Annotated in this window: 23 protein-coding genes and 1 tRNA gene; 11 read left to right on the top strand and 13 right to left on the bottom strand. The window is 39.7% G+C overall.

All coding sequences use genetic code 11. The features are described 5' to 3' along the window. The first annotated feature begins 94 nt into the window (after positions 1-94). A complete protein-coding gene (locus HYG79_RS11735) occupies positions 95-832 on the top strand; it encodes an MlaE family ABC transporter permease (protein WP_179242273.1) in 738 nt (245 codons plus the stop codon). Beyond that, entirely contained in the window at positions 832-1,599 is a 768-nt protein-coding gene (locus tag HYG79_RS11730) for an ABC transporter ATP-binding protein (protein ID WP_179242272.1), read from the top strand. The genes HYG79_RS11735 and HYG79_RS11730 overlap by 1 nt, the downstream gene beginning before the upstream one ends. Here HYG79_RS11730 and HYG79_RS11725 read toward each other — a convergent pair. The 3 genes from HYG79_RS11725 to HYG79_RS11715 are packed head-to-tail and all read right to left on the bottom strand — an operon-like array spanning position 1,596 to position 4,761. Next, positions 1,596-3,074: a DUF389 domain-containing protein gene (locus HYG79_RS11725; RefSeq protein ID WP_179242271.1), complete on the bottom strand. Its 1,479-nt coding sequence runs from the start codon at positions 3,072-3,074 to the stop codon at positions 1,596-1,598. The genes HYG79_RS11730 and HYG79_RS11725 overlap by 4 nt on opposite strands. A 3-nt stretch (positions 3,075-3,077) precedes the next feature. After that, positions 3,078-4,157: a mannose-1-phosphate guanylyltransferase gene (locus HYG79_RS11720; protein WP_179242270.1), complete on the bottom strand. Its 1,080-nt coding sequence runs from the start codon at positions 4,155-4,157 to the stop codon at positions 3,078-3,080. 1 nt (position 4,158) lies between these two features. Beyond that, positions 4,159-4,761 carry a SprT-like domain-containing protein gene (locus tag HYG79_RS11715; RefSeq protein WP_179242269.1) on the bottom strand — a complete coding sequence of 201 codons (603 nt, stop codon included), beginning with the start codon at positions 4,759-4,761 and terminating at the stop codon, positions 4,159-4,161. Positions 4,762-4,987: 226 nt separating this feature from the next. Here HYG79_RS11715 and HYG79_RS11710 point away from each other — a divergent pair, with 226 nt between their 5' ends. Continuing rightward, complete coding sequence (locus HYG79_RS11710) at positions 4,988-5,830, top strand: bacteriorhodopsin (protein ID WP_179242268.1); 843 nt, start codon at positions 4,988-4,990, stop codon at positions 5,828-5,830. A gap of 53 nt (positions 5,831-5,883) precedes the next feature. Here the strand turns inward: HYG79_RS11710 and HYG79_RS11705 are convergent, their stop codons facing one another. The 6 genes from HYG79_RS11705 to porV form a co-directional block, all read right to left on the bottom strand. After that, entirely contained in the window at positions 5,884-6,564 is a 681-nt protein-coding gene (locus HYG79_RS11705) for an SDR family NAD(P)-dependent oxidoreductase (protein WP_179242267.1), read from the bottom strand. Beyond that, the gene (locus HYG79_RS11700) at positions 6,564-7,592 is read right to left on the bottom strand and encodes a M28 family metallopeptidase (protein WP_179242266.1); all 1,029 of its coding nucleotides are present in this window, start codon (positions 7,590-7,592) and stop codon (positions 6,564-6,566) included. The genes HYG79_RS11705 and HYG79_RS11700 overlap by 1 nt, the downstream gene beginning before the upstream one ends. Before the next feature lie 108 nt (positions 7,593-7,700). After that, a complete protein-coding gene (locus HYG79_RS11695) occupies positions 7,701-9,344 on the bottom strand; it encodes a pyruvate dehydrogenase complex dihydrolipoamide acetyltransferase (protein ID WP_179242265.1) in 1,644 nt (547 codons plus the stop codon). 9 nt (positions 9,345-9,353) lie between these two features. Continuing rightward, positions 9,354-10,349, bottom strand: a complete 996-nt coding sequence (gene pdhA, locus HYG79_RS11690; RefSeq protein ID WP_179242264.1) for a pyruvate dehydrogenase (acetyl-transferring) E1 component subunit alpha — start codon at positions 10,347-10,349, stop codon at positions 9,354-9,356. Between the two features lie 131 nt (positions 10,350-10,480). After that, positions 10,481-10,966, bottom strand: a complete 486-nt coding sequence (gene cdd / locus HYG79_RS11685) for a cytidine deaminase (RefSeq protein ID WP_179242263.1) — start codon at positions 10,964-10,966, stop codon at positions 10,481-10,483. Between the two features lie 85 nt (positions 10,967-11,051). Further along, positions 11,052-12,197, bottom strand: coding sequence for a type IX secretion system outer membrane channel protein PorV (gene porV / locus HYG79_RS11680; protein WP_179242262.1), 1,146 nt, complete (start codon positions 12,195-12,197; stop codon positions 11,052-11,054). A gap of 461 nt (positions 12,198-12,658) precedes the next feature. Between porV and gldJ the strand changes: the two genes are divergently transcribed. Together gldJ and HYG79_RS11670 are read left to right on the top strand one after the other, a co-directional pair. Continuing rightward, positions 12,659-14,320, top strand: coding sequence for a gliding motility lipoprotein GldJ (gene gldJ, locus HYG79_RS11675; protein WP_179242261.1), 1,662 nt, complete (start codon positions 12,659-12,661; stop codon positions 14,318-14,320). Between the two features lie 72 nt (positions 14,321-14,392). Further along, on the top strand, positions 14,393-15,667 hold the full coding sequence (locus HYG79_RS11670; protein WP_179242260.1) for a UDP-N-acetylmuramoyl-tripeptide--D-alanyl-D-alanine ligase: 1,275 nt from the start codon (positions 14,393-14,395) through the stop codon (positions 15,665-15,667). Positions 15,668-15,672: 5 nt separating this feature from the next. Here HYG79_RS11670 and HYG79_RS11665 read toward each other — a convergent pair. Beyond that, positions 15,673-15,747: transfer RNA gene (locus tag HYG79_RS11665), tRNA-Val, on the bottom strand. A gap of 177 nt (positions 15,748-15,924) precedes the next feature. Between HYG79_RS11665 and HYG79_RS11660 the strand changes: the two genes are divergently transcribed. Next, the gene (locus HYG79_RS11660) at positions 15,925-16,152 is read left to right on the top strand and encodes a hypothetical protein (protein ID WP_179242259.1); all 228 of its coding nucleotides are present in this window, start codon (positions 15,925-15,927) and stop codon (positions 16,150-16,152) included. Here HYG79_RS11660 and HYG79_RS11655 read toward each other — a convergent pair. The 3 genes from HYG79_RS11655 to HYG79_RS11640 form a co-directional block, all read right to left on the bottom strand. Continuing rightward, a complete protein-coding gene (locus tag HYG79_RS11655) occupies positions 16,130-17,047 on the bottom strand; it encodes a universal stress protein (protein WP_179242258.1) in 918 nt (305 codons plus the stop codon). The genes HYG79_RS11660 and HYG79_RS11655 overlap by 23 nt on opposite strands. Positions 17,048-17,445: 398 nt before the next feature. Then, a complete protein-coding gene (locus HYG79_RS11645; protein WP_179242257.1) occupies positions 17,446-18,081 on the bottom strand; it encodes a Crp/Fnr family transcriptional regulator in 636 nt (211 codons plus the stop codon). Between the two features lie 144 nt (positions 18,082-18,225). Further along, a complete protein-coding gene (locus HYG79_RS11640; protein ID WP_179242256.1) occupies positions 18,226-18,912 on the bottom strand; it encodes a Crp/Fnr family transcriptional regulator in 687 nt (228 codons plus the stop codon). A 125-nt stretch (positions 18,913-19,037) separates the two neighbouring features. On the opposite strand from HYG79_RS11640, the gene HYG79_RS11635 reads away from it, so the two are divergent. The 5 genes from HYG79_RS11635 to HYG79_RS11615 all read left to right on the top strand — a co-directional run bounded on the left by HYG79_RS11635 (position 19,038) and on the right by HYG79_RS11615 (position 25,130). Then, positions 19,038-21,434 carry a heavy metal translocating P-type ATPase gene (locus HYG79_RS11635; protein ID WP_179242255.1) on the top strand — a complete coding sequence of 799 codons (2,397 nt, stop codon included), beginning with the start codon at positions 19,038-19,040 and terminating at the stop codon, positions 21,432-21,434. 83 nt (positions 21,435-21,517) lie between these two features. Further along, on the top strand, positions 21,518-21,742 hold the full coding sequence (ccoS, locus tag HYG79_RS11630) for a cbb3-type cytochrome oxidase assembly protein CcoS (RefSeq protein WP_179242254.1): 225 nt from the start codon (positions 21,518-21,520) through the stop codon (positions 21,740-21,742). A 2-nt stretch (positions 21,743-21,744) separates the two neighbouring features. After that, positions 21,745-23,946 (top strand): cytochrome-c oxidase, cbb3-type subunit I, encoded by a 2,202-nt coding sequence (gene ccoN, locus HYG79_RS11625; RefSeq protein ID WP_179242253.1) that lies wholly within the window; start codon positions 21,745-21,747, stop codon positions 23,944-23,946. A gap of 3 nt (positions 23,947-23,949) precedes the next feature. Next, complete coding sequence (locus HYG79_RS11620; protein ID WP_179242252.1) at positions 23,950-24,120, top strand: CcoQ/FixQ family Cbb3-type cytochrome c oxidase assembly chaperone; 171 nt, start codon at positions 23,950-23,952, stop codon at positions 24,118-24,120. Between the two features lie 29 nt (positions 24,121-24,149). Next, positions 24,150-25,130 (top strand): cbb3-type cytochrome c oxidase N-terminal domain-containing protein, encoded by a 981-nt coding sequence (locus HYG79_RS11615; RefSeq protein ID WP_179242251.1) that lies wholly within the window; start codon positions 24,150-24,152, stop codon positions 25,128-25,130. Positions 25,131-25,208: the final 78 nt, after the last annotated feature.

Below are 25,208 nucleotides of genomic sequence, written 5' to 3'. Positions count from 1 at the left end.
ACAAAATTAATTAAATAAACCCGCTAAATTTTAAATGAAGGTTAAAAGACACCTAATATTGTTATTTTTACGCCAAGAAGTCTATTTTTATCGCATGAACTACCTAGCGTCAATTGGCAGCTACGCATTAATGATCAAAGAGGTCTTTAAGAAGCCTACAAAATGGAGAATCATGAAGTCATTGATTCTTAAAGAAATTGACGAACTTATCTTTGGTTCTTTGGGTATACTTATTTTTATCTCGTTTTTTATCGGAGGGGTAGTCGCAATTCAAACAGCGTTGAACCTAACTAATGACCTACTCCCCAAAAGCCTTATCGGATTTGCGACAAGACAATCCATAATTTTGGAATTCGCCCCAACGTTTTGTTCTATTATCATGGCAGGAAAGGTCGGGTCGTATATTACTTCAAGCATTGGTACCATGCGCGTTACCGAACAAATTGATGCACTTGAGGTAATGGGCGTCAACGCTTTGAACTATTTGGTGTTTCCTAAAATTATCGCTCTTTTGCTATATCCGTTCATCATAGCCATTTCAATGTATGTTGGCATTTTTGGAGGTTGGGCCGCTACGGTTTTGGGGGGCTTGAGCACTTCGGCAGATTTTGTTGAGGGACTGCAACTTGATTTTATTCCCTATCATATTACCTACTCATTCATCAAAACATTGGTCTTCGCCCTAGTTTTGGCAACGGTACCTTCGTTTCATGGTTTTTACATGAAGGGCGGTGCCTTGGAAGTAGGCAAGGCCAGTACCACATCTTTCGTATGGACCAGTATCGTAATCATAGTACTTAACGGAATTTTAACCCAACTTTTATTAGGCTAATGATAGCGGTAGAGAACATACACAAATCTTTTGGTGAGGCCCATATTCTAAAAGGTATAACGGCGAGATTTGAAAAGGGCAAAACCAATTTGATTATTGGACAAAGTGGTTCGGGAAAAACAGTTTTTCTTAAGACTCTTTTAGGTTTGTTTACCCCGGAACAAGGCTCAATCGCCTATGACGGAAAATTATACTCAGAATTGACCGGTGACGAAAAACGCAACTTGAGACAGGAAATGGGAATGGTTTTTCAAGGCAGCGCACTATTTGATAGTATGACGGTCGAGGGCAATGTTAGGTTCCCCTTGGAAATGTTCACAAAACAATCCAAATCCGAAATGCAAGATCGAATCGATTTTGTACTAAAACGGGTAAATTTGATAGACGCCCACCATAAATACCCTTCCGAAATTTCGGGCGGTATGCAAAAAAGAGTGGCCATAGCACGTGCCATCGTCATGAATCCCAAATATTTATTTTGCGATGAGCCCAACTCCGGACTGGACCCCAAAACAGCTATACTCATTGATAACCTCATACAAGAGATTACCGAAGAATACGATATTACCACGGTCATCAACACCCATGACATGAACTCTGTGATGGAAATCGGAAAAAAAATCATCTTTCTTAAAAACGGTCTAAAAGAGTGGGAAGGCTCGAACAAGGAAATCTTTAAGACCGACAACAAAGCCGTTACCGATTTCGTATACTCATCAGAGCTGTTTAAAAAGGTACGGCAAATGTATATTGAGGAACGTAATTAATCCCGGGGTACTTCTTTTACTTTTATATTAGTGTTTTTGAGGCGCAGTTTTAACCACTCGTTCAATTTTTTTATATCCTTTACCGTTTCGACCCTTTTAGCGTCTTTTTTCCAGGTTACCTCAAATATGGGAACGGTATCGGTTTTGTTGAAATCTGTTGATATCAAATAGGAATATCCAATTTTAGATAGGTTCTCGTAATTTGATTTGGCCTCGGCACTTATTTCATGAAATGGTATTTGATATGAGGTCAATTTTTGAATACGTGACAGTTCGGATTCCAATAATTTTATTTTTTCCTCGCGGGTAGACAAAAGACCTTTTTGTGACTCGTAAAGCTCATTCACATATTTGAGTTGATCCCCTTCGCTGTTTTTTGACCCTTGTATTACTTGAAGATCTGCATTTACGAGTCTCTTATATCTATCCTTATCGTTTTTTTTGTTGTTCCACGTAGCGATTATGTTATCGGGAATCGTTTCATTTCCCATAAAGACCAGTTCTATTACCGGGTTTTCCCCTTTGTTATATTCCAAATCGGTAAAATCCTCTAAAAACCTGCCTTCACCTGCAAATTGATATGGGACAACGTTCTCATCGATAAACTCGTTGGCCTCACGTCTAAAAAGAGATTCCTGCAAGGCATCCCAAAACGTTAAACTAGCAGGCACCATTACCAAAATGGCCAAAAGCGATGCCATTCTCGCTACCAAACGTCGCCGTTTTGAATTGGCATACCGTACCATAGGAAAACGGAGCAGCTTAAGTACCAAAAATGTCGCCAGTGCAATGAAAATAGTGTTAATGGTAAAAAGATATAGGGCACCATAGGCATACTGCCAATTGGATATGGCCAAACCAAACCCTACGGTACACAACGGTGGCATTAAAGCCGTTGCAATGGCCACACCAAAAATTACACTGGCAATCGTACCTTTTTTAGCTCGGGCGATCACCAGCGCCAAACCACCAAAAAAAGCGATCAATACGTCGCGTATATCCGGTGCCGTACGTGCCAATAGTTCGGAAGACTCGTCGCGCAACGGAAAAAACTTGAAAAAGAGAAAAGCCGTTAGCACACTTAGCACCACCATGACCGCAAAATTCTTCAACGACCTCTTTAGCGTGTCAATATCATTGATGGCTATGGACATGCCTATTCCCAAAATAGGGCCCATTAACGGAGAGATAAGCATCGCTCCGATAACAACCGCAGTAGAATTGGCATTTAGACCTATAGAGGCTATAAAGATGGAACATATCAAAATCCATGAAGTATGGCCCTTGAAAGGGATATCGGCTATGATAGATTCTTTTGTGGCCTCTTGATCGGTATTGTTCCTGATATCCAAAAGGTCCGAAAGAAATTTTCGGGTACTCCCTAAAAGTCCTTTAAAATCTTTTTTTACATCTTCTCCACCTTTTTCAGTATTATCCGTTGGGGTAATATTGTCCTGACCTAAATTTTCGCTCATAAATTATGCGTATTGATCTCCAAATTTATCCTTTACCTTTGAAAGGATTTTTTTAATGTCCTGCTCCTTTGATTTTGGACAAATCAAAAGTACTTCTTCTTTGTCAATAATAATATAATCTTTTAAGCCATCGACCACAACGACTTTCCCTTTGGGAGAACGAATCATGTTTCCATTGGCATTATCTACCAAAACCTTACCGTTAACCACCGCATTGTTGTCGTTATCCTTCTCCAATTTATCGTATAAGGAACCCCAAGTGCCCAAATCGTTCCAGTCAAAAGTGGCAGGTAGTACAAAGATTGACCTTGATCGCTCTAAAATGGCATAATCTATCGATATATTTTCGGCCTTTGGATAGTTTTCCTGAATGAACGTTCTTTCATCGTTCGTATTGTAACACGACATGCCCGACTCAAACAGTTGGTATTGCTCAGACTGATAATTTTTAAAGGCATTTACGATGGTCTTTACGCTCCACATAAAAATACCCGCATTCCAGAGGAAATTACCTTGCGACAAAAATTCCTTGGCAACTTCATAATCTGGTTTTTCCCTAAACTGGGCTACTTTTTTGAGCTCTTTCGTACTCTTTTTATCAAATTCAATATAGCCAAAGCCCGTGTTGGGAAACGTGGGCTTTATGCCCAAGGTACAGAGCACCTCTTCACCCGAACACTTCTCAAAACAAGTCGTTACATCTTTGGCAAAGGCGGCTTCGTTCTCTATCCAGTGGTCGCTCGGCGCCACTATCATCACACCATCTGGGTTCATTTTTTGGATTTTCAGTGCTGCATACAAAATACAGGGGGCCGTATTGCGCATCGCAGGCTCCAGAACCACTTGTTCTTGTTTTACCTTGGGCAGCTGTTCCAACACCAAATCGTTGTAGCGCTCATTGGTAAGGATAAGAATATTTTCGGTGGGTATGAATCTGTTGAGCCTTTGAAAAGTCTTTTGGATCAGCGTATCACCTGTACCCAGCATATCGTGAAACTGTTTTGGGTACTCACTTGTACTAATGGGCCAAAATCGTGATCCTACACCACCGGCCATCAATACCGCATAATAATTTTTGTTCATATTAGTCTTTTATCAATTCTACCTGTGCATTGGGCTGAAATAAGTATACCTTTCCCGTAGCGATCTCTATACATTCGTACCGCTTTATCTTTTTGTTTCCTTTTCTAAAATATTTACCGTTATAAATCTTGAAAATACTACCGTGGGGCAATTCAAAGACATATATCTTATCATTTTCAAGAACATCAAACTTTTGTAAAGCTATGGATAAATTGGCATCGGTACTGCTGCTGGCCTTTGGGTTTCTAAAATGCTTTGCCAAAAGAGGTAAAAGCTTAGACGGAAATATCTCTGGACGTAAGAAAGGCAACATCAAATATTGAAATGTTTTTTTCCATTCCGACCCATGTGGCTTTATTCGCCTCCCATATTTTTCGAAAGCGACCAAATGTGCGATTTCGTGAACCAACGTTATGAGAAACCTATACTTGTTCAATGAAGCGTTCACCGTAATTTGATGGGACCCGTTGGGCATGCGCCTGTAATCACCGTGCCGAGTCACTCGTTCATTTACGATCTTTAGGTGCACATTGTTTTGTTTGATGAGTTCCAAACACAAGTCCAACGCCCTTTCTGGAAGATATTTTTGAAGCACATTATCCATTCGCTAAAAATACTATAAATGACACTGAATATTATTACAGCCAACAGTTTTTGGCATCAAAGGCCTTGTAAATGTTGGTATACATGCGTATTTACGTATTCGGTATGAATCGAATCAACCATTTAGTTTAAGTCATTTCAAAATTTATATTTACCTATCGGGATAATTTTTTAATCAATAAAACCAAATAACGTTTGTCATCCTCAATAATTTTAAACAAAAAATAATGGATAAATCGTTAAACGCAAACTTCGAAAATTTTATTGGTGCCACGGATGGATACTCTGAAATGGCTTTCCAAATGGTTTCACATATTCTAACCTTGGGATACGCAGTTATGTTGGCCGGTCTTCTGTATTTTATTTTGACTTTGAAAACAGTATCGCCTAAGTATAGAATGTCAAACATACTTTCTGGAGTTGTAATGGTATCGGCCTTTTTATTGCTTTATGCACAGGCCGGTAATTGGACAACCTCTTTCGAATTCAACACCGAAGTAGGACGTTATTTTCTTAAAACCGATGGCGATTTATTCAATAATGGATATAGGTATCTTAATTGGCTTATTGATGTACCTATGCTTCTTTTTCAAATATTGTTTGTTGTATCGCTGAAAAAATCCAGCTTCACTTCCATAAGAAATCAATTTTGGTTCTCAGGAACAATGATGATAATAACAGGTTATATTGGACAATTTTACGAAGTAAGTGATATGCCCAAGTTCTTTATTTGGGGAGCTATTTCAACAGTATTTTTTATTCATATTCTATGGCTGATGAAAAAAGTGATTGATGAAGGTAAAGAAGGTATACCCACAAAAGCACAAAAAATACTAAGCCAAATATGGGTTCTATTTTTAGTTTCTTGGTTCTTATATCCCGGTGCATATCTAATGCCGCATCTATTAGGTCTAGAAGGAGCATTATTTAATGAATCAGGTGTTGTTGGAAGGCAAATGACCTATACTATTGCCGACGTTAGCTCTAAGGTCATTTATGGCGTGCTTCTAGGAAGGGTGGCTACAATAATCAGTAACACCGAGGGATACGATTTCAAAAATGTAACTTAAACTACTTAAACAATTTTTGGGTTGACCCTTTGATGTATCACGATTAGTGCGTATTACGGTGTGCTATTGCTAACCTGTAATAATTTACCGTTGTACATTTTGTGTCCCGTCAAAGCAAAATGCTTTATATATTCCGCCATTTCCAAAGCTGTGGTCGGTGCCTGATAACCGGGGAACGCTTCTTCCAACATTTCGGTCTGTACGGCTCCAAGTGCCAAAACATTAAAAGATACCCCGGTTTCCTTAAATTCTTCTGCCCAAAGCTCTGTCAAAGTGATGACTGCACCTTTGCTGGAACTGTAGGCGGAAAGTCCCGGAAACTTCATACTGCCCTGTACGCCACCCATAGAGCTAACGGTGACCACATGCGCTTTTTTTGACATCTTGGGCAAAACAGTTTTGGTTATGGCAGCGACCCCGAACACATTTACCCTGTAGACTTCTTCAAATTCTTCTAAACTACTTTCCAAAAAAGGCTTGTTCAATAATTTACCAGCATTATTTATTAAAACATCTACCGTTTTCCAATGGTTATCCAAGTAGTTTTTTAGTTTTTGCAAATCGGACGGATTGGAAATATCAAAAGGAAATGAAGCTATGTTTTGGTGATTCAATGCTGAGATAGGTTTGTCATTTCTTGAGAGCGCCAAAACCTGATGCCCATCGTCGGCAAACAACTTTGCCATTTCAAAACCTATGCCCCTACTAGATCCAGTAATGATTATGTTGGCCATTAGTTGTATTTTATTTCTTGGGTCGCAGTATTGGAAATCCCTTCCAAAACCGGAATCATCTTATTGACTACCTCGGCCATGTGCTCAAAATCCATTAGTTCGTTTTCATCACTCACTTTGTGATAATGGTCAAAATTGGTGAAATCAAATGTGCAAAAAGTCTGCGATGGTACGTTAAACTCTAGATGAAATGGATAATTGTCCGAACGTTGAAAAAGATTGAATTTCTTGGCCGTAGGTAAAAATCCGATCAGTTTTTCATTGATATATGTATTACTGATTTTTGCCAAGTTAGATGCTTCGTAACCGGTCACGTACATTAAATAATCCTTATCCGCCAACGGCACACCTACCATTTCAAAATTCAACATGGCATACAGGCTCAATTCTCTTTCCTTTAACTTATTTGCTAGATGTTTGGAACCCAACAAGCCTTTTTCCTCCGCACTAAATAATGCAAAAATAAGGCTTCGTTTATTGGTTTTTGAATTTCCAAAGTATCGGGCCAATTCCAATACCGTGGTTGTACCAGAAGCATTATCATTGGCACCGTTCGCAATTTGATCCCCACCCTCCGGATTCAAAATACCAATATGATCGTAATGCGCTCCGATTACGATAAACTCATTTTTTAGATTTTTATCGTTTCCTTCAACAAATCCAACAACATTATATGCGGTTTTATCAAAATTCGATAAGGTATCTTTAAAAGAGGAAAAATATGGGACAACATGATTGGACTCGAATATACCTTCAATGAAATCAGCAGCTTTGGCTATGCCCTCACTACCGGAATCCCTGCCTTGCAGCTCGTCCGAAGCCAGAAAAATCATGATTTTTTCAATTTTATCGGCATCTGAGAATTTATCGATAACTGAACTATTGTTCTGTATATCAATTCCTTCAACAATACTACCCTTGACACCTTCGGGATTATTCTTTGGATTGATTAAAGTGGACTGATCTGCTTTTTTTGTAGCGCAACTTATTAAAAGTGCAAAAGAAAGTATACCTATACTGATTTTCATCTATAGCTTATTTATCGGATTTAAAGATAAAAAAAGCATCCCGATAAAGGATGCTTTTTGCAGTATATTCATTTTCATATGACGCTTTCGCAAAATTGGTAAATGATATTAGGCCAACATGGTTACCGGATTTTCCACAAAATACCTGAGGGTTTGTAAAAACTGTGCCCCTACGGCACCATCCACTGTTCTATGATCACAAGCCAATGTAAGTTTCATTGTACTGCCCACTACGATCTCACCGTTTTTAACGACTGGTTTTTCTACAATGGCACCTACGGATAAAATTGCGGAATTCGGTTGATTTATGATTGAGGTAAATTCCAAAATCCCGAACATCCCCAAATTTGAAACCGTAAAAGTGCTACCTTCCATTTCTGAGGGTGCGATTTTCTTGTTTCTGGCTTTTCCTGCCAAATCTTTAACGGCTGCCCCTATTTGTGTAAGGCCCAACTGATCGGCAAACTTAACGACCGGCACAACCAAACCTTCATCCACGGCAACTGCAACACCCATGTGAATGTGTTTATTATATCTGGTGGTATCGCCATTCCAACTGGTATTTACCTGCGGGTGTTTTCTCAAGGCCATCGCACATGCCTTGAGAACCATATCATTAAAGGACACCTTTGTATCTGGTAAATCATTGATCTGGGCTCTTGAAGCTTTGGCATTATCCATATCTACCTCAATGGTCAGATAAAAATGCGGTGCCGTAAATTTAGAATTGCCCAATGCTTTGGCAATGGCCTTTCGCATGTTTGAATTCTTGACCTCTTCCGAACCTTCTTCACCTACCGGTAAATTGATCGGTGCAGCGGCTGAACCTTTTGGCTCGACCTTGGATACGGTTTCAGGTGTCTTGGATTCAGAAGGTTGATAATTTTCAATATCTTTTTTTACAATTCTACCGTTGTCTCCAGAACCTTTGACATCAGAAAGATCAATCCCTTTATCAGATGCTATTTTTTTGGCCAAAGGCGATGCAAAGACACGTTGGCCATCATTTGTAGCCTTAGTATTGTTATCGGTATCCGCTTTAGACTGTTCTTTAGTGTGCGTCTCCTTTTTGGTATCTGAAGTTGTGCTTTCCGATTTTTTTTCAGAAGGTTTTGCGTTTAGAACGGCATCTACATCGGTGCCTTCTGGTCCTATTACGGCAAGAACGGCATCAACAGGGGAAGATTCCCCTTCTTGAATTCCTATATGCAATAGGGTACCCGAATAAAAGGATTCAAATTCCATCGTTGCTTTATCGGTCTCGATTTCCGCCAAAATATCGCCTTCCTCAACTGTGTCACCAACTTTTTTTAACCAAGTAGCAACGGTACCTTCTTCCATGGTATCGCTCAACCTTGGCATCTTTATTATCTCAACGCCTTCGGGAATTTCGGTAGCAGCATCAGAATTTGATGCCGGTGTATCATCGGTATTTACTTCAGATTCCCCTGCCGGTTCATCATCGGCTTTGGCAGGAGCATCACTACCGTTCAACAAACCGGATATATCTTCACCTTCTTCCCCGACTATCGCCAAAAGGGAATCTACCGGGGCACCGTCACCTTCTGCTATTCCGATATGCAAGAGAGTCCCTTCATAAAATGACTCGAATTCCATTGTAGCTTTATCGGTCTCGATTTCCGCCAAAATATCGCCTTCCTCAACTTTGTCCCCTACTTGCTTTAACCATTTAGCAACGGTACCTTCTTCCATGGTATCGCTAAGTCTGGGCATATTTATCACTTCTGCCATTTTACCTGATTATTTATGTTGTACAAATGGAAAATCTTCTTGCTCGTAGACCATATCGTATAGTTGGTTCACAGGCGGATAATCCGACTCATCGGCGAACTTCTCACACTCCGTAACTTTTTCCTTTACCCTTTTATCTATCGCTTTGATTTCTTCCTCGGTAGCGTATCCATTTTCTTTGATAACATCCAAAACTTGGGTAATAGGGTCTATTTTTTTGTATTCCTCTACTTCTTCCTTGGTTCTATAATGTTGAGCATCGGACATGGAGTGTCCCCTATACCTATATGTCTTCATTTCTAAAAAAGTAGGACCGCCACCACTACGGGCACGCTCAATGGCCTTGCTCATTTCTTCTGCCACGATAACGGGATCCATCCCATCGACCGGGCCACAGGGCATTTCATATCCCAAGCCCAATTTCCATATTTCGGTAGAGTGCGACGTTCTGGCTACCGAGGTTCCCATAGCGTACCCATTGTTTTCACAAATGAATACCACGGGTAATTGCCACAGCATCGCTAAATTCAACGCCTCATGAAAAGCACCTTGACGTACAGCACCATCACCCATATAACATAGAGTTACGTTATCCCTTCCAAAATATTTATCGCCAAAGGCCATACCGGCACCCAAAGGAATTTGACCACCTACGATACCATGACCGCCGTGAAACCTATGCTCTTTTGAGAAAATATGCATAGAACCGCCCATACCCATTGAAGTACCTGTAACCTTGCCATATAGCTCGGCCATTACTTTTTTGGGGTCGACCCCCATCCCTATGGGTTGCACATGGTTTCGGTATGCCGTAATCATACGGTCCTTGGTCAAATCCATGGCATGTAAAGCTCCTGCCAAAACAGCTTCCTGACCGTTATACAAATGCAGGAATCCCCTAACTTTTTGTTGAATATATACAGCGGCAAGTTTATCCTCGAATTTTCTCCAGAACAACATGTCCTCATACCATTTTAGATAAACTTCTTTGGTTATTTTTTTCATTTAATTCTTGTATTTTTTGTAGAATTTCCGAAAAGCGGAAAACAAAAATACACATTAAATCCATAGGGAAAAAAAATTGGCAAAAAAGCTTTGAAGCGTTTTACAGCTTTACATTATCTATAAAATACAGGTTACTTTAAAAAGGAATTATCAAAGGCCAACGGAAGTATATCGGCTATGGAATCACATTTGACAATCTCTCCCTTCTCGCCCATTAAAAAAATCGAAATCGGTTCATTTTGTTTTTGTTCGTATTCAGCGATGGATTGTCTACAATTACCGCAAGGAGCAGCGGGATTCTCCACAACATGGTGCTTTGAAGTCGCCGTAATGGCTATTGCCTTGATATTTACACTCGGGTAAAGGGCCCCTGCTTGAAAAATGGCGACACGCTCGGCACACAACCCGGAAGGGTAGGATGCATTTTCTTGATTGTTCCCAATCACAATTTTGCCATTTTCCAAAAGAACGGCCGCACCAACCTGAAAATTAGAATATGGGGCATATGCATTGTGTCTTGCTTTTACGGCAACCTTCATGAGCTCACGACTTTCGGTAGAGAGTTCTTTTAAAGATTCAAATACCGAAAGTTCAAAAGTTATTTTTCGCTTGTGCATGAAAAGTGAATTTGATTTGGCATTCCCTAAAAATAACAAAAACCCGCCAATAGCGGGTTTTGATATAAATAATACGTAAGTTGTTCTAGTCGTTGTAAAACTCTTCGCCCAAGCTAAAAGTAAGTGAAAATCTAAGAGTATTTTCCAATGGGTTACGCACTTGAGACGTAGAGAACAAATAGGAAAGATCTATTTGGGCGGCTTTAAATTTAAAACCTGCGCCCAATGTAAAATATTTTCTAGAACCTTTTTCCTCACTTTCGTTGAAATACCCGGTACGAAACATAAAAGCATCTTGATAAACATACTCGGCACCCAAGGCCCAAGTGATTTCCTTTAATTCTTCGCTGGCACCGTCTGGGGCATCACCAAAAGATTCAAAGACACCATTTAAAAAACCAATGGACTGGTACTCTGCGTTATCGAGCCCATTAACATTACCATCGCCATTAAAATCTCTTGGTGTAGGCACTAAAAGTTTGTTAAACTCAGTTGTTATGCCTATTACGTTATCTTGGTCGAGAATAAAATCAAATCCCCCGCCAAGCCTTAAATTTGTCGGTAAAAAATTTTCTTGACCGCCATCATCATATTGGAGTTTTCCTCCTAAGTTGGAAATATTGAAACCGGCACGCCATCTACCATCAAAATTGTTATAGGCTATTTCACGAGACCTGTAAAAACCGGAAACGTCTACGGCAAATGTACTGGCCGCCTGCGAATCTACGCTGGCATCTTCGGGCAATCGCAAATTGGATGTGATAAACCTACCACCGACCGACATTGAAAACGTTGGGCTCAACTTTAATGAATATGACCCATCCAAAGCCAACTCATTAGGTTTAGCCACACTTCCCGGATCATTTGCAAATTGGCGCAATTCTATTTCCCCAAGTGTAAAATACCTTAACCCAAAGGCGAACGCACTCTGCTCGTTTATTTTGGAGTGGAAAGTTGCGTTCAACAATGAGATATCCGTAATTATACTTTCCAAATAAGGTGTATAACTGATTCCGATACCCATTTTTCTTTCGGCAAATGCAAATTTTGCGGGATTCCATTGTTGTGAAAAAGCATCGGCAGAGGTTGCCACCCCCATATCGCCCATACCTGAAGCCCTGGCATCAGCAGCAATGTTTAAAAACGGTACGGCTGTCGTAATCGCCCTGCCTTCTTGTGCGGACACTTTACAAAATAAGGCCAGCAAAGTCAAAATCAGTAGTTTTTTCATCGGTATAATGTAAAATTTAGGTAGTGTTAAAAATAGAATAGCTGTTTTACATGGCTTCCTACTGAACACAATTATATGACATGTAAACGTTCTTTTTAAAAATATCTTGTGCGTACTATTGGATATTTTTATGATACACTCAAATTATCCAAACCAATATGTAAAATGTAAGAATGAATATAGCCTTTATTTACAACATATTGACAAACCATTGATTCTGCGTGAAAAAAGATACCGGTTTTTCCATACTATTATACGTTTTGTCACGTTATTGATTTTGTATTGGTATGCGTAATAGTTTTCCAATCCAGACTGATTGGAAATAAATATTTTTATTGGATGTAAAATATTCTATTGAATTCATCGTTTTATAACCCGAAAAGCGACATAAAAATCAATTTAATTGCAAAATCGAACCCCCTACAAATAGTGGTTCGTATATTTGAACTCAAGTCCTAATTATGAAAAAACATTTTATTAAAGTTGTACTCTCTTGTGCCGTAGTAGCGGGAAGTTTTACAAGTTGTAAAAACTCTTCCTCTTCCAAAAATGTATCAAGAGCCACAGGTTGGAAAGTAAATGCCAAGGAAGGGGGATTCCAGTACAATTCAGATTTCAAAGAGCAGGAAACTGCTCCCGGTCTTGTATTTATCGAAGGAGGTACTTTTACGAAAGGAAAAGTACAGGATGACGTAATGCACGATTGGAACAATACACCTACCTCGCAGCACGTACAGTCTTTTTATATGGACGAAACCGAGGTTACCAACGTAATGTATTTGGAATATCTTGATTATCTAAAAAGTGTTTATCCACCCGAAAATCCACAATATGCAAACATCTATAAAGGTGCATTGCCCGATACATTGGTTTGGAGAAATCGTCTAGGTTTCAATGAGACTATGACCAACAACTATTTGAGACACCCTGCATATGCGGAATATCCGGTAGTTGGTGTAAATTGGGTACAGGCGACCCAATTTGCCGAATGGCGTACCGATAGGGTTAACGAATCTATGTTGGAAAGGGAAGGTTACCTCGCTCAAGATGCAAAATACCAAGCCCTCAACGGTGAGGTTGCAGGTACTTTTAGCACAGAGACTTACTTGAACAGACCTGAATCAGTTTATAATGGACAAATAGATTCTTTACAGGGAAAACAGAAAAAAGACTCTATCAACAGTTTCGCAAAAAGAAGTAGCGGCGTTATTTTACCCGAATACAGGTTGCCTACCGAAGCCGAGTGGGAATATGCTGCTCAGGCACAAGCGGGAAGCCGTGAATACAACAATTACAGGGGTAGAAAAAAATACCCATGGGAAGGAGATTATACCCGTAACGGACAACGCGTCGGGCGAGGTGATCAATTGGCCAACTTCAAGCAAGGTAAAGGAGATTACGGCGGGATCGCTGGATGGTCCGATGATGGTGCAGATATTACTGCAGAGGTTAAATCATATAAGCCAAACGATCTAGGCCTGTATGACATGGCCGGTAACGTATCTGAATGGGTCGCTGATGTCTATAGACCTATAGTGGATGATGAAGTAAGCGACTTTAACTATTTTAGAGGCAATGTTTACATGAAAACAGCCATTGGAGAGGATGGAAAGGTAAACATCTTAAAAGATTCCATCGTTTATGATACCTTACCAAACGGAAAAATTGTTGCCCTTAACTTGCCGGGCGAGATTAAAATGGTGCCGGTAGATGAAGAGGAAACGTATTTGAGAACAAATTTTTCTTCTAGTGATAATAGAGGTTACAGAGACGGTGAACCTGGATCTTCCAGATTCTATGATAGATTCAACGAAGAAGATGAAACTGGTATGAAAACTGCGATGTATGACGCTCCCAAACATAAAGTTGAGCGTGATTCTTTGGGGAATTTGATACGTCAATACGATACTTCCAACAATAGAACTTCATTGATCAACGATGAGGTAAGAGTTTACAAAGGTGGGTCTTGGAGAGATAGAGCCTATTGGTTAGATCCTGCTCAACGCAGATATATGCCACAGTATATGGCTACAGACGATATTGGCTTTAGATGTGCCATGTCTAGGGTCGGGTCCAAATCCAAAACAAAGAACAAAACGGTACGAGGCAAAAAAGCCAAATAAATTTCCTATCAAAATTTTGATAAAATCAATGAGCCCTGATACAACATCAGGGCTTTTTTATATCTTAGATTTATGACAATTGAAAAACTACATCAACTTTTTCTACGATTCCCTATAGTTTGTACCGACACCCGTAAAATAACCAAAGACTGTCTTTTTTTTGCATTAAAGGGAGATAATTTTAATGGAAATCACTTCACAAAAGAAGCCATTGAAAAAGGAGCTGCCTACGTTATTATTGATGAGGAAGAACATGCTGTGGCCAACGCTTCGATTTTGGTCAAGGATGTTTTACGAACGTTACAGGAACTGGCCACCTATCACAGAAATTTTTGTTCGGCCAAAGTGGTTTCACTCACAGGAAGCAATGGCAAGACAACGACAAAAGAATTGATAGCTGCAGTACTATCAAAAAAGTATAGAACAACAGCAACAACGGGCAACTTCAATAATCATATTGGAGTACCGTTGACATTGCTAAACATAAAAAAAGATACTGAAATAGCCATTATCGAAATGGGGGCCAACCATCAAAAAGAAATTGAATTTTTGTGTACTATCGCCCAGCCAGATTTTGGTTACATCACTAATTTTGGCAAGGCCCATTTAGAAGGCTTTGGCGGTGTAGAAGGTGTCATCAAAGGAAAAAGTGAGCTATATACTTTTCTTATGGAACACGATCGGCATATTTTCCTTAACGCCGATGACCCCATTCAGATAGAGAAACTAGCCACTTATGTCAAAAAGTTTGGTTACAGTAGGGAAAATAATGGATATTACAATATCGATTTTGTTGAAGCCAACCCCTTTGTGACCTTGAAAGTTGAAGGTACAACCATCACTTCCAACCTTGTGGGAAGTTACAATTTTACCAATTGTTGCGCTGCCGTCTTACTGGGAAAATATTTTAATGTCCCCATTACGGAAATTAAAAACGCGATTCAAAACTACGTACCACAAAACAATCGCTCCCAACTCTTACGGAAAAAAGGGCATGAAATTATCTTGGACGCATACAACGCCAATCCCACAAGCATGAAGGCCGCTTTGGAAAATTTCAGGGCTATCGATGGGAGAGAAAAGGTTTTGTTCTTAGGGGATATGTTCGAACTCGGGGGATTGGCAGAAAAAGAACATCAAAACATCGCTGATTTAGCTACGGGGATGAATTTTACGACCGTATATTTAATTGGTGAGAATTTCTTCAAAACCAATACTGATTTTAAAAAGTTTAAATCGTTCGAATCCCTTTCCAAAGAAATGACCAAGACAAATTTACCTACATCCAAAATATTGATAAAAGGCTCTAGAGGCATGGCCTTGGAAAGAGTTTTGGACCTTTTGTAAGTGTGTGGGATATACTGGATTCGAACCAGTGACCTCTGCCCTGTCAAGGCAGCGCTCTAAACCAACTGAGCTAATATCCCAATAAAGGCGCAATATCGTAAAAATCCATTGATTTTTTACTGTACATGATTATAAAAAATAAAGTGCCCAACAATCTTTCAAAGCACATTTGGCCTTCGGGTTATGTATATCAGAAAAAAGTTTTAATATTATCTTAACCTAAAAAGCTGGTCAAATTTTCTACATTGAAAATAAAAATGAAAAATTCAGCTATGTTTTGGGTAGCCGCTACAACATTAGCCCTAGTGGTCGTTACGATAATGGTTACCATGGACTTTCCGTTCAATTGGGTATTTTACATGACCGTTATTGGGCAAACCATGATTGTTTACATGGTCTACAAGGTATTGACCGATGAGTATACCACTGATAAAACTTTTAAGGATTTTTACGAGGACCACCCTATCGGGAACCGAGTGAATTAGAAAAGGACATTTCTTCTTTTTTGGTTCTTTTGGTAGAGTTCATGCCCAATTCGGGAATAACCAATAATGGAATTTGCGTATGAAAAGCGACCCGTTTTACAATGGGCTCTTTGGTAATACGCTCCATATAACTATGTGGATAATTAAGCATTGCCAGCAAATGTATATCCAATTCATCAGAGAAAACCTCTAGCGTTTTTGATACCGAATTCAATTCTGAGACTGTATGCACATAGTGTTCCACAGTGTTCAAATATTTGCGAAGCATGTTTAAATTGAACAACTGAAGTTCAGTCAATGCCTTTATTTCATACTGTACGTGCACGATCCGTACCGTGGCCCTGAACATTCGTGCCATTTCCAAAAGGGGTTCTAGTTCGGACTTGGTATAAAATCTATTAAAATCCGTGGCAAAGGCAATTTCGGAGGGCCTCTCGAACTCAAAATATTGCGGTACCGCCAATACGGGGCAATTTTTAATGCTCTTGATAATACGTACCGTATTACTTCCCATAAATACTTCCTCCAAACCAGAGGCACCCTTGGTACCTGTAACGATCAAGTCTATATTTTTTTCCTCAACCAAATCCTTTATTTCATCTACCAATAAACTAAAAGAAGATATCGCCTCAAAACTGTGGTTTGGGTTTTTAAAATCATCTTGTATGCGCTGAATAAGATGTTCAAGCCCATTTAGGGAATGCCTTCTTGTAGAATCTTCCAAAGCAGCACCATTTATACTGGTAGCCATAAAACGGCTATGTGCAATGTTCGGCGTATAGGTATTTAAAATATGAAAAACACAAGTTTCATTTTCATAGAGCGCCATGGCATATTTAGTGGCATTCCACGCATTTTTAGAAAAATCGGTAGGTATTAAAATATGCTTCGTCATAACTTTTAATCAAAACTATGGCGTAAAAGTAGTGTACTATAAAAGCTGAAACTATGACATATATCAGCTTTTTCATATCATTTTGGTATGACCTTTGTCTAGATGATGAAGTGTTAATTTTCAATAGTTTAACATTCAAAAATCTTAGATTATGAAAAAAGAACCTATAAAAGTTACATGTATCGGTAAAGGAAAAGACAATTTTTATCAAATTCAATTTCCATAGCTAAAAATTCCCGTAAATGTGAATAAAGAACTTTATGAGAGGATGCTGCAAAGCAATCAATATCAATTTGATGACCAATTATCCTCTATTACCGAAAAACATTCCGCATAGGATTACATAAAAAATGCCTCGGTACAAAAACCGTGGCATTTTTGTAATCAATTTATTGAGCTTAAAAACCTTCAGCCAAATCTTTTAGACTGCGCTCATCTGAAATCCCTATTTTTTTGCCCGAAGTATTTATGAGTCCGTTTTTCTTGAATTCGGAAATTATACGAATACACGATTCGGTGGCAGTACCTACAATACCTGCATAATCTTCGCGGGACAAAGTGAGCACCAAATAACCGTCTTTGTCTTCCCCATAATTATTTTTGAGGTATAACAATGCCTCTGCCAAACGCTGTTTGACTGTTTTCTGGGACATATTCACGATTACATCATCTGCCTCTTTTAGGTCATGGGCCATATGGCGTAATACCTCAACACCAAAATTGGGGTTTTTATGTAATGTGTTCACGATTTCCTCCTTGGGTATAAAGCAAACCTCCATATCGCTAACCGCAGTGGCCCTTAGGTTCACATTTTCCTCTGCAATGACCGAACGTTGGCCAATGACCTCACCTTTACTGGCCAATTTTACGATTTGGTCTTTGCCGTTTGCACTTAATTTGGATAATTTGGATACTCCACCGCGAACACAAAAAACCCCGTTGAGCTTTTCCCCTTCTTCAAAAAGAGTTTCCCCACGCTTGACCTTTTTACTGATTTTAGTGTCCGATACGCGCTTAAGCTCTTCTTTGCTCATAGCCCGTAATGAATTGAATTGTCTAATAATGCAGTTTTCACACCTGCTATTTAGTTCTTCATTTTCCATACCTGAAATTTACCTGACTACGCAAAATTACAAGTTACGAAAAAAACAAAAGCTATAATTTTACAGGTTTAGGGGCTAATTATTAGAGACCGATAAGAGGCCGTTCCGAGAAACGATAAAAATCTCACGTTTATGTATACGTATGAGCCGTTGAGATTTGAACTGCTGTAGGATATTGATAACATATTCGCTGGAAGTTCCTAAAATTGTGGCCATATCTTCCCGTTTTAACCTTGCGGTGAGACTACCGTTCTCGGTAGTGCCAAATCTATCCAAGAGGTAACACAAAAGCCCGGCAAGCCTATTTTTTATTTTCTTGCGACTACAGAAAATCTTGGTACTGGCCTCATCGTTTTTTTGATCTGTTATAAAGCCCTTTAAAACATCTATACAAAAGACATTGTTTTTGGTAAGACACTGCAGGAAAAGCTTCTTGCCAACTTGGCACAATACTGCATCGGTTACTGCCTTGGCACTTACCGCTGCACCTTTATTTGATATTACCGAACTACGCCCCATGAGTTCTCCTTTACCCAATAACTTTACAATATGCTCCTTTCCATTATCGTCTACCTTGCTAAATTTGCACACACCCTCTTGTATACAATACAAGCTTTGTAATTTTTCATCTTCAAGAAAAATCGTATCCCCCTTATCTACTTTTATAAGCGTACTGGTTTTTTTTACCTCATCGTGTTCGTTCTTGGAGAGGTTCTTGGCATAATTTATCTGGGAAGCATTACAAAGCGTACATTTTTCCATGTTACGTGAATTTTTGGATACTGCGGTAAAGATACTTTGGAACAAAAGCTTAAAACCTGATATAAGTCATATTTTAAAACGAACATCGTTCGCACCTTTGCTAAAGGTATAGTAAGCAAATGTTTATGGAAACGACTAATTGTTATCATTGCGGTGACGATTGCGGCACTGCATCAATCGTATTGGATGAAAAAAACTTCTGTTGTAACGGGTGTAAAACGGTCTACGAAATTTTTACTAGTAATGACCTATCCTATTATTATGACCTTCAATCGGCTGCTGGTGCCACTCCGAAAGAGGTTGAAGGAAAGTACGATTTTCTCGATACTGCTACTATTGTTGAAAGATTAACCGAATTTAACGATGGCAATACCCAAATTGCCAATCTTTACATTCCGCATATTCACTGTAGCTCCTGTATTTGGATACTGGAAAACCTCAACAAGTTAAATGCCAGTATAAACAACTCACAAGTAGATTTTCCAAAAAAAACGGTACGGGTCACCTACGCCAGCAATACAATTTCTTTAAAAGAACTGGTAACACTACTCACCAAAATTGGTTATGAGCCCTACATTTCTTTGGACGATTTTGACAACACCAAAAAAGAAATAGATCGTAGCCTCATATATAAGTTGGGAGTTGCGGGCTTTGCCTTTGGCAATGTTATGTTTCTTTCCTTTCCCGATTATTTTGATCTGTCTTCAAACCATACATCGGGTGGGGACTATTGGCTCAATGCATATGAGCCCGTTTTTAGATGGTTGATGTTCGTTTTTTCACTCCCTGTCGTTTTTTATGCGGGCCGTGATTATTTTATATCGGCCTTTAAAGGACTGCGTTCCAAATTGTTGAATATTGATGTACCCATAGCTTTGGGTATTCTGGTCTTATTTTTAAGAAGCACTTTAGAGATCATCTTTGATTGGGGGCCCGGTTTTTTTGATTCCCTTACCGGATTGGTATTTTTTCTTTTGCTGGGCAAGTTCTTCCAACAAAAAACATATGCCTTTCTTTCGTTTGAACGGGATTATAAGTCATATTTCCCCATTGCGGTAACCCGCATATCTCCTGATGGTAGGGAAGATAGTGCACAAGTGCACGATATAAAAAAGGGTGATCGTTTATTGATACGCAACGAAGAAATCATTCCTGTAGACGGTATCCTGATCAATGGAAAAGCAAGAATCGATTATAGCTTTGTTACCGGAGAGTCAGAACCCGTTGAAAAAGAATCGGGAGACAAGGTTTTTGCCGGTGGTAAACAATTGAGCGGAATCATTGAAATAGAGGCTTTAAAATCGGTATCACAAAGCTACCTTACACAGTTATGGAGCAACTCGGTTTTTCAACAAGATAAATCCAGTAAATTCCAGACTTTGACCGATAGTATTGGGAAACGTTTCACCATTGCGGTTTTGACCATAGCTTTTATGGCCACTTTGTTTTGGGTATTTTTTGACCCAGGCAAGGCAATGAACGTTTTTACAGCAGTACTCATCATTGCCTGCCCATGCGCAATTGCCTTGGCATCACCCTTTACGTTGGGGAATATGCTCCGCATCTTCGGCCAAAAAAAGTTTTATCTGAAAGATACGCGGACCATAGAGCAATTGGCTCAGGTTGATACGGCTATCTTTGATAAAACAGGTACGATTACAACTTCCAAAAAAAGTACGGTAAGCTACGAGGGGATGCCTTTGACGCCATCGGAAGAATCACTACTAAAAAATACACTGCGTGCCTCAAACCATCCTTTGAGCAGAACGCTGTACCAATTACTTTCCGATCAAAACATCATCACTTTGGACGAGTATGAGGAACATTTGGGAAAAGGGTTAAAATCTAGCAAAGATAACCATCACATGAGAATAGGTTCTGCGCATTTTGCGGGAAACCAACAGGGTTCAGATACCCAGAATACATCGGTACATATTACCAGTAATGATGCTTACAAAGGTAAATATGTCTTCCATAACGAATATCGTGATGGCGTAGCTGAAGTTTTTGAAGCCATGTCGCACACTTTGGACCTTGCCATTTTATCCGGTGACAACGAAGGTGAGAAATCTCGGTTGCAAGAATTGCTGCCAACACTTACACCGCTTTTTTTTAATCAAAAGCCGGAGGATAAACTACGATTCATCAAAGCTTTACAACAACAAAACAAAAAAGTGATGATGGTTGGTGATGGTCTCAATGATGCCGGAGCTTTGGCACAAGCTGAAATAGGTATTGCTATATCGGAAAATGTAAACGTTTTCTCACCTGCCTGCGATGGCATTATGGATGCCTCAAAACTAAAGTATCTGTACCAGTACATAGTAGCGTCAAAAAAAGCGATGAAGATTATAAAACTGAGCTTTATTTTATCGCTTTTGTACAATGTTGTAGGCTTATATTTTGCCGTTACAGGGCAATTACTACCGGTCATAGCGGCGATTTTGATGCCGTTGAGCTCAATCAGCGTCGTTACGTTCGCCACGGTAATGACCAATATATTGGGCAAAAAATTAAAATAAAGATTAAAAAATATGCGAACCTGACAAATGTCATATTTATTGAACATAGGTCAACGTAGTTTTACACCAGAATTCAGGTAGGTATGAGTGTTATTTATGTGTTATTGACAATCAGTATCATAATTGCTGTACTCTTTTTTGGAGCTTTTATAGTTTCGGTAAAGAGCGGGCAGTATGATGATTCCTATACACCATCGGTACGCATGCTATTTGAAGATGAATTGATAAAGCCTTCTTCATCGTCAAGCAAGGACAATAAATCAAAAGAACTTAAAAATAAAGAAAACCAATCCAACGTAAAAAAATAGATATGGAAGTACAGCAGTTTTATTACGACAACAAAATTGTTAAGAAATTCATTTACGCTACCATGCTTTGGGGAATTGTGGGAATGTCCGTAGGGCTTCTTTTGGCGTTTATGTTCATGTTTCCCAATTTGACCGATGGCATTTCATGGTTAAGCTTTGGCCGTTTAAGGCCTTTACATACCAATGCGGTGATTTTCGCTTTTGTGGGGAATGCAATTTTTGCCGGGGTCTACTACTCGACCCAAAGGTTGCTTAAAGCTAGAATGTTCAGCGATTTTTTGAGCAATTTTAATTTTTGGGGCTGGCAGTTGATAATTGTTGCCGCTGCGATAACCCTACCCTTGGGCTATACGACATCTAAAGAATATGCCGAATTGGAGTGGCCTATTGACATTGCCATAGCTTTGGTATGGGTGGCCTTTGGTGTCAACCTCATAGGTACAATGATAAAAAGAAGGCAGCGACACCTATACGTTGCCATTTGGTTTTATGTAGCAACCTTTGTTACGGTAGCCGTATTGCATATTTTCAACAGTTTGGAGCTTCCCGTTAATGCATTGAAAAGCTATTCGGTATATGCCGGTGTACAAGATGCTTTGGTACAATGGTGGTATGGTCACAATGCGGTAGCATTTTTCTTGACCACTCCCTTTTTGGGACTTATGTACTATTTTGTGCCTAAAGCGGCAAACCGTCCCATATATTCCTATAGACTTTCAATTGTACATTTCTGGTCTTTGATATTCATTTATATATGGGCAGGACCACATCATTTACTATATTCTGCCCTACCGGATTGGGCACAGAATTTAGGAGTCGCTTTTTCGGTCATGTTGATAGCACCTTCCTGGGGCGGTATGATCAACGGTCTTTTGACCTTACGGGGCGCATGGGACAAAGTACGCACCAGCCCTACTCTAAAATTCATGGTCGTTGCGATTACCGGTTACGGTATGGCCACTTTTGAAGGGCCCATGTTATCGCTCAAAAACGTTAATGCCATAGCGCACTTTAGTGACTGGATCATTGCACACGTACATGTGGGAGCTCTGGCCTGGAACGGTTTTTTGACCTTTGGTATGATTTATTGGCTTATCCCAAAAATGTTTAAAACAAGATTGGCATCTGTCGGTTTGGCCAACTTCCATTTTTGGATAGGTACTTTGGGTATTATTTTATATGCACTGCCCATGTATGTTGCCGGATTTACACAAGCTTTGATGTGGAAGGACTTTAACCCGGATGGCACCTTGGTCTACGGTAATTTTTTGGAGACCGTAAATGAAATTATGCCCATGTATTGGATGCGTGCCATAGGCGGTAGCATGTATATCATTGGTGCTTGTGTAATGGTATACAATATAGTAATCACTATAAAATCCGGTCAAAAAGTAGAGGATGAATTGGCCGAGGCAGCTCCCTTGACCAGGGTTTCAAAACGAAGAACCGTTGGTGAGACTTTCCACACGTGGTTAGAGCGTAAACCTATTCAGTTGACCATATTGGCCACAGTAGCTATTTTAATAGGAGGTGTTATTCAAATCGTACCGACTATTTTGGTAAAATCCAACATTCCGACCATAACGAGCGTGACCCCATACACCCCATTGGAACTGGAAGGCCGTGACCTTTATATAAGAGAAGGCTGTGTGGGATGCCACTCCCAGATGGTACGGCCATTCCGTAGTGAGGTTGAGCGTTATGGTGAATATGCCAAGGCCGGGGAATTCGTGTACGACCATCCATTCCTTTGGGGAAGTAAACGTACCGGGCCCGACTTGCTGAGAGTCGGTGGTAAATATTCGGACAATTGGCACCTAAACCATATGTACGACCCGCAAAGTACCTCTTCGGGCTCTATTATGCCTTCGTACTCTTGGTTGATCAGAAACGAACATGATAGAAGCAGCGTAGCCGATAAAATGAGGGCTATGGTGTCTCTAGGTGTACCTTATACCGATGAGGATATCGCAAATGCACAACAATCTATGGATGAGCAAGCATCCAAAATAGAAAAGAACCTCTACTCGGACCCTGATTTTGCAGAAAACTATGAAGCGGATAAAAAATATGCAAAGGAAAACGGTGAAGCATTCGTAGAGATGAAAAACCGGGAAATCGTTGCTATGATCGCTTACCTGCAAAGGTTGGGTACAGACATTAAAATTAAGGGAACCGAAGAATTATTATCAGAAAATAAATAGGCTATGTTGAAATTTGTAAAAGGTTATATGGAGAGCATTGAGGGAGTGGCAACCTACCCAATGATATCATTACTTATATTTTTCGTCTTCTTTGTAATCCTTTTTTGGTGGGTATTTACCGCTACAAAAGAGCATATTAAAGAAGTGAGCGAATTACCGTTAAAAGAGGATTAAAAACAATAAATAACCATAAAATACACATCATGAAAAACAGTTCAGCTTGGTGGATCAGAATTCCAGTACTATTCTTCCTCATTTTTGGGTTGATGGAGTTCTTTGTTGATTCAGGGGAAAAACCGGCCTTTATCGAATACCCTATGGCGCAATTCTTTTTACTGTTGGTATTAATGATATTGATCACCATTGAAGTAATAGTAAAGTCTATCGAAAATGTAATGTTCCAGACCCTATCGGAAGAAGGCAAGGAGCGCTACTTGGCCTCAAAAAACAAAAAATGGGAATGGAAATGGGGCAAGGAAACCTACAAAAAGTTATTGGGCTCCAAGCCTGTCGAGGCAGAAGGCGAAATAATCTTGGACCACAATTATGATGGTATTCGTGAATTGGACAATAAACTCCCGCCATGGTGGGTGTACATGTTTTATGCGACCATACTATTTGGAGTGGTGTATTTGGCACGTTTTCACGTGTTCGGCGACTATGACCAAGATACCGAATATATTACCGAGGTAACTCTGGCAAAAGCAGAAATAGAGGAATACAAGAAAAACGCAAAAGACCTTGTAGATGTCAATACGGTAGAACTTCTTACCGATGCTTCCGATATAAGTGCGGGAAAAGGTATTTTTGAAACGAACTGTGTAGCCTGCCACATGGCCGATGGCGGCGGCGGGATTGGCCCCAACCTTACAGATGAGAACTGGATACTTGGTGGAGGCATCAAAAATGTATTCAATACGATTTCCGAAGGCGGTAGGGACGGTAAAGGCATGGTCGCCTGGAAACAGAGTTTAAAGCCCCTTGAGATGGCACAAGTGGCAAGCTACGTGCTTAAATTTCAAGGCACTACGCCCGCCAATCCAAAAGCGGCCGAAGGCGATATTTGGATAGATCCGCATATGAAGGCCGATGCGCCAGCGGTTGATTCCGTTAAGATAGAAGTAGAAACGGATACTTTAGAATACAAAAAAATCATTGACGACCAAGGAACGGTCATTCAATAACAACAAAACCATGGCTTTTGATGTATTGCTTCAAATAGCCACTTTATGAATAAACCGATACTCTCTCAATCATATAGT

This window comes from Costertonia aggregata, from assembly GCF_013402795.1.
GTDB classification, from domain to species: domain Bacteria; phylum Bacteroidota; class Bacteroidia; order Flavobacteriales; family Flavobacteriaceae; genus Costertonia; species Costertonia aggregata.
This window is presented reverse-complemented; position numbering and strand designations above follow the sequence as displayed.